The sequence below is a fragment of the Mycobacterium sp. genome, from assembly GCF_039583805.1.
Lineage (GTDB): Bacteria > Actinomycetota > Actinomycetes > Mycobacteriales > Mycobacteriaceae > Mycobacterium.
Genome location: NZ_JAVKSH010000171.1, coordinates 1 through 4,397, shown reverse-complemented (window position 1 = coordinate 4,397; position 4,397 = coordinate 1). Strand labels below are relative to the sequence as shown.

Genomic DNA, 4,397 nt, shown 5'->3' with positions numbered 1-4,397 from the left:
CGGGCTGCTGCGCCAACCCTGGAGAGCAACCCAACCCGGAAGGTCAACCCAACCCGGAAGGTCAACACAGAAAGTTCTCCATGCCGCAGCCACGCGCGTCTGGGCGGAGTAACATGCCGCGGCAGCCGGTGAGGTCACGCTGGCACGACGACACAGCGCACCCGTGGTGGTGCCCGCGGGGGCAAGGAAGGCCGATGAGAAACGCTGCTTGTCTCGGCCGACTCAGTATCCTGGCGGTCGGGCTGGGCATCGGGGCGGCGCTGGCGTCCACCCCGGGCGTCGCCGCGGCCGACCCGTCCGACGAGCCGTTTCCGTGGATCGATCCGGGGTTGGGTGCCCTGCCGGTCGGCGTCGGTCTGCCGGTCCCCGCCGCGTCATCGCCGACGGACATGCAGATCTCCGTCAACGGGGTCGACCTCTTCCCGACAACAGACAACACCGCCACCGCCACCTCGAACATCGGGGACATCGCGATCGCCATCGGCAACGGCGCCCATGCCAGCGCCACCGGCGGTGCCTTGGACGTCGCCGTCGCCAACGGCGCCGACAGCAGCGCCACCGCCGGGCCGTACGGCGCCTTTGACCTCGCCGTCGCCAACGGCAACAGCAGCGAGTCCGGCGTCGGGATTGACAGCGTCTTGGGCGTCGCAGTCGCCAACGGCGACGAGAGCAGCGCCAGCTCCGGGCTGGGCAGCATCTTGGGCCTGGCCTTTGCCGACGGCCCCCAAAGCAAAGCCGGCGCCGGAATCACCAGCATCGCCGACTTCGCGTTCGCCCACGGCGTCGGCAGCGACGCCGGCGCCGGGTCGTTGGGCTTCTTTGAGTCCGCAGTCGCCGACGGCATCGATAGCAAAGCCGACGCCGGATTCAGCGGAGGCCTGGGAGCCGCCGTCGCTTTGGGCGACCACACCAGCGCCTCTGTAGCCGCGAGCATCGGTGACCTCGCCTCGGCCCTCGGCGCCGGCAGCACTGCCGGCGCCGCCGGGGGCAGCGGTGCCCTCGCCCTGGGCACCCTCGGAGGCGACGCGAGCGCGATTGGCTTCCTCGGCGCCGCATTCGCTGCCGGCGTCGACAGCGACGCCACTGTCGGCATTTTCCTCAACGTCGCACTTGCCGTCGGCACCGACATCAAAGCACTCTCCTCCGGCATCCTTGACGCCGCCGCCGGGTTCGGAGCCAACGCTGAGGCCGAAGCCGCGAACGGGATCGCCGACGTCGCGTCCGTCCTCAACATCGGCAGCGCGTTCGGCGAGGCCATCGCCGGCGGCACCAAGGGTGCCCTCGGCAGCTTGGACCTCGCGACCATGATCGGAACCGGCAGCAGCGCCCTGGCCGGCTCTGAGCTCACCACAGCCGGCAACCTCGACCTCGGCGTCGCCCTGGGCGACATCCTCGACGCGGACGCCACCGGCGGAAACCTCATATTAGCCCTGGCTACGCCGCTGTTCTCGTTCTAGCGGGTCGACGGTCCCACATCCCGACGACTCCCTCGTAGCGCACGGTGCCAAGGTCTCGACTCGTCATCGGTCCGGCGCGCCGCAACCGGCAACATCCGCGGGACGCGGCATCATGTCGCACATGCCTGAGCTTTCCCGTCGTGGCGTGCTGCGCCTGGGCGCCGGCGCCGTCGCGGGGGCGGCGAGCGTGTGGACGCTCGGCGCACTGCTGGACCCAACCGAAACACCCGCCACGCCAAGCAGATTCGACAGCCCGGTGGAACCCCCCAGCGCCGGGGCCACGCAACCGACCCGGCTTTCGGGTTCGTTCGTCTCGACGGCCCGCGGCGGCGTCGCGACCAACTGGATCATCGCCCGCCCGCCCGGCCAAACCGGGGCGCTGCACCCGCTGATCGCGTTGCACGGCAAGAACGCCGATGCGGCCTCGGTGATGAACCTCGGCGTCGAAGACGGGCTGGCCCAGCTGGTCAAGGCCGGCAAGCAGCCGTTCGCGGTGGTGAGCGTCGACGGCGGCGACACCTACTGGCATCGCCGGGCCTCCGGCGAGGACTCCGGCGCGATGGTGCTCGACGAGTTGCTGCCCCTGCTGGCCGCCAAGGGTTTGGACACCTCCCGGGTGGCTTTCATGGGCTGGTCGATGGGCGGATACGGCGCCTTGCTGCTGGGCGCACGGCTGGGTCCGCAGCGCACCGCCGGAATCTGCGCGGTCAGCCCCGCACTGTTCACCTCGTTCACCGGCAGCACCCCGGGAGCGTTCGACAGCTACCAGGACTGGACCAGGAACACCGTGTTCGGGCTGCCGGCGTTGTCGTCGATCCCGCTGCGGGTGGACTGCGGCACCAGCGACCGCTTCTATCCGGCCACCCGGCAGTTCGTCGCCGGGTTGCGCACACCGCCGGCGGGCGGCTTCTCGGCGGGCGGGCACGACATCGAATACTGGCGCCGGCAGTTGCCTGCGGAGCTGGCCTGGATGACCTCCTGACGGCCGCGCTGGAACCGCCGGATCATCCGCGAAACCGCTTGAGCCGCATACTATCTGCTGCTAACAGCAGCGACGGGCAGGCTATCGCAAGGGGTTTGGGTCACGACGCTGCCGTGCCCGCCGCAACCGGGCCGCCCCGGCGACGGCCAGCATCCCCGCGACCGTTGCCAGCAGCAATGTCAGCAGCAGCAACTGCGGGTTGTAGACGACCGACGAGGTAACCGGCTGACCGTCGGCAACGGGTGCCACCGGAACCGTCGAACGCACCCCCGACCAGCAGATCGCACAGCCCAGCGCCGCGGCGCAGGCACCGGCAATCTCGACGGCGGCCTTCACCGGCATGATCCGTCGTCGCTGTTTGCCTCCGGGGCGGCGGCTGGGCCGCCGCGCTCCGCCACCAGCGGGGTGAGGGCGGCCCGCAGGTGGCGGTGACGACGCGCCCAGGCTTGCGCGGTGCGCCCATAGGTGAGCCGCAACCCGATCCCCACCCGGCCGCGTGGCACTCCGACCAGCTCGCCGAGCGCGCGCGCGGACTGCCAGCGTGCACGCTCCCCGTCCGACCCCTCCGGGTGCTCGGCGTCGGGGTAGACCTGCAGGATCTCGGCCACCAGGATGGTCTCGGTGCCCTGCCGCAGGCTCTGCCCGGTCAGCTCTACGGAGGTGTGGATGCGGGCAGCTTTGACCTGTACCCCCACGAACGCCGACACCAGCACCAAGAACGCCAGCGGAACGCCGACCTGCCAGCCGTAGCCGCTGGATTTTTCGATCAGCAGCATGCTGACCGCCGACACCGGGCCGGCCAGCACCCAGTACCAGCTCGCGCCGGGCTCGTAGAACAGCCTGGCGGGTTCGGTCTGCGTCGCAGCGGCGACCCCAGGGTCATCCCCTGACCTGCTCCGACGCCCAACCATGACCGAGAAGCCTATCGCCGGCGGCTGCGGAGGGTTACACCCGCCGCGGTTTACTTGGCGTCGGCGGACGCGGCGGATACCCGACTCAGCTCAAATCAGTGCACACCGTGAGGCGGCCACGTCACGTTGGTCACAACTGCCACAGGTGTCCCTGCGCCGGTCGGCACCCGAGGTGCCCAGCTCACAGCGACAGCTGGGGTGGCGCGGTGCCGCGAAGGAAGTTGTCGCGCAGAGGCGGGCACGACGCACATCGACTCTTCCAGAGGCCAGTGGTGCTGATGTGGCCAGATAGCAATATTGGGATCGGGAGGTCTTCGGGTGCCGTGGCCGCCGACAGACGATGACCTCGGTGGCGGTCGGGACCTCGGTGGCGGTCGGGACCTCGGTGGCGATCGGGACCTCGGTGGCGATCGGCTCGGGACGGCACTGACGGCGTTTGAGTTGTGTTGCGCGGTAGCGTAGTTCCGATGTGTCGCTTCGGGTGCAGGTGCTGCCGGCTGATCGGCCGCCCGGCAGGCTCACTGACGCGGTCACGCCCTTCGGGCGCTCAGCGGGCTGCAGCTAGCACAAACCGCGAATCGTGCGCCAAAGTGCTTTACACCCGCCGCGGACAACGGGCAGTCGGCGGATGCGGCGGATACGGCGCCGTCAAGATACCCAACCTGCCGCCTCGGCGGCCCAGTAGGTCAGCACGATGTCGGCCCCGGCGCGCCGGATGCCGGTCAGCGACTCCAGCACGGCGGCCCGCTCGTCGATCCAGCCGTTGGCGGCCGCGGCGGAAATCATCGCGTATTCCCCCGACACCTGATAGGCCGCCACCGGCACCGGCGATATGGACGCCACCGCTGAGACGATATCGAGATAGCCCATCGCCGGTTTGACCAGCACCATGTCAGCGCCCTCGGCAAGGTCCAACCGCACCTCGCGCAGCGCCTCGCGGGCGTTACCGGGCTCCTGCTGGTAGGAGCGGCGGTCGCCGGACAGGCTCGAGCTCACCGCCTCGCGGAACGGGCCGTAGAACGCCGACGCGAACTTCGCCGCATACGC

General features: G+C 70.1%; 4 protein-coding genes and 1 pseudogene. 2 read left to right on the top strand and 3 right to left on the bottom strand.

The genetic code is table 11. The annotated features are described in order from the left end of the window. The first annotated feature begins 194 nt into the window (after positions 1 to 194). Together ABDW21_RS16415 and ABDW21_RS16410 are read left to right on the top strand one after the other, a co-directional pair. Positions 195 to 1,457 (top strand): hypothetical protein, encoded by a 1,263-nt coding sequence (locus ABDW21_RS16415; protein WP_343710755.1) that lies wholly within the window; start codon positions 195 to 197, stop codon positions 1,455 to 1,457. A 112-nt stretch (positions 1,458 to 1,569) separates the two neighbouring features. Continuing rightward, entirely contained in the window at positions 1,570 to 2,439 is an 870-nt protein-coding gene (locus ABDW21_RS16410) for an alpha/beta hydrolase-fold protein (protein WP_343710754.1), read from the top strand. Positions 2,440 to 2,520: 81 nt separating this feature from the next. Here the strand turns inward: ABDW21_RS16410 and ABDW21_RS16405 are convergent, their stop codons facing one another. The 3 genes and pseudogenes from ABDW21_RS16405 to ABDW21_RS16395 all read right to left on the bottom strand — a co-directional run. Further along, positions 2,521 to 2,781, bottom strand: a complete 261-nt coding sequence (locus ABDW21_RS16405; RefSeq protein WP_343710753.1) for a hypothetical protein — start codon at positions 2,779 to 2,781, stop codon at positions 2,521 to 2,523. Continuing rightward, positions 2,772 to 3,350, bottom strand: a complete 579-nt coding sequence (locus ABDW21_RS16400; RefSeq protein ID WP_343710752.1) for a DUF3093 domain-containing protein — start codon at positions 3,348 to 3,350, stop codon at positions 2,772 to 2,774. The genes ABDW21_RS16405 and ABDW21_RS16400 overlap by 10 nt, the downstream gene beginning before the upstream one ends. Positions 3,351 to 3,998: 648 nt before the next feature. After that, a pseudogene (locus ABDW21_RS16395) lies at positions 3,999 to 4,397 on the bottom strand (porphobilinogen synthase); the annotation flags it as partial.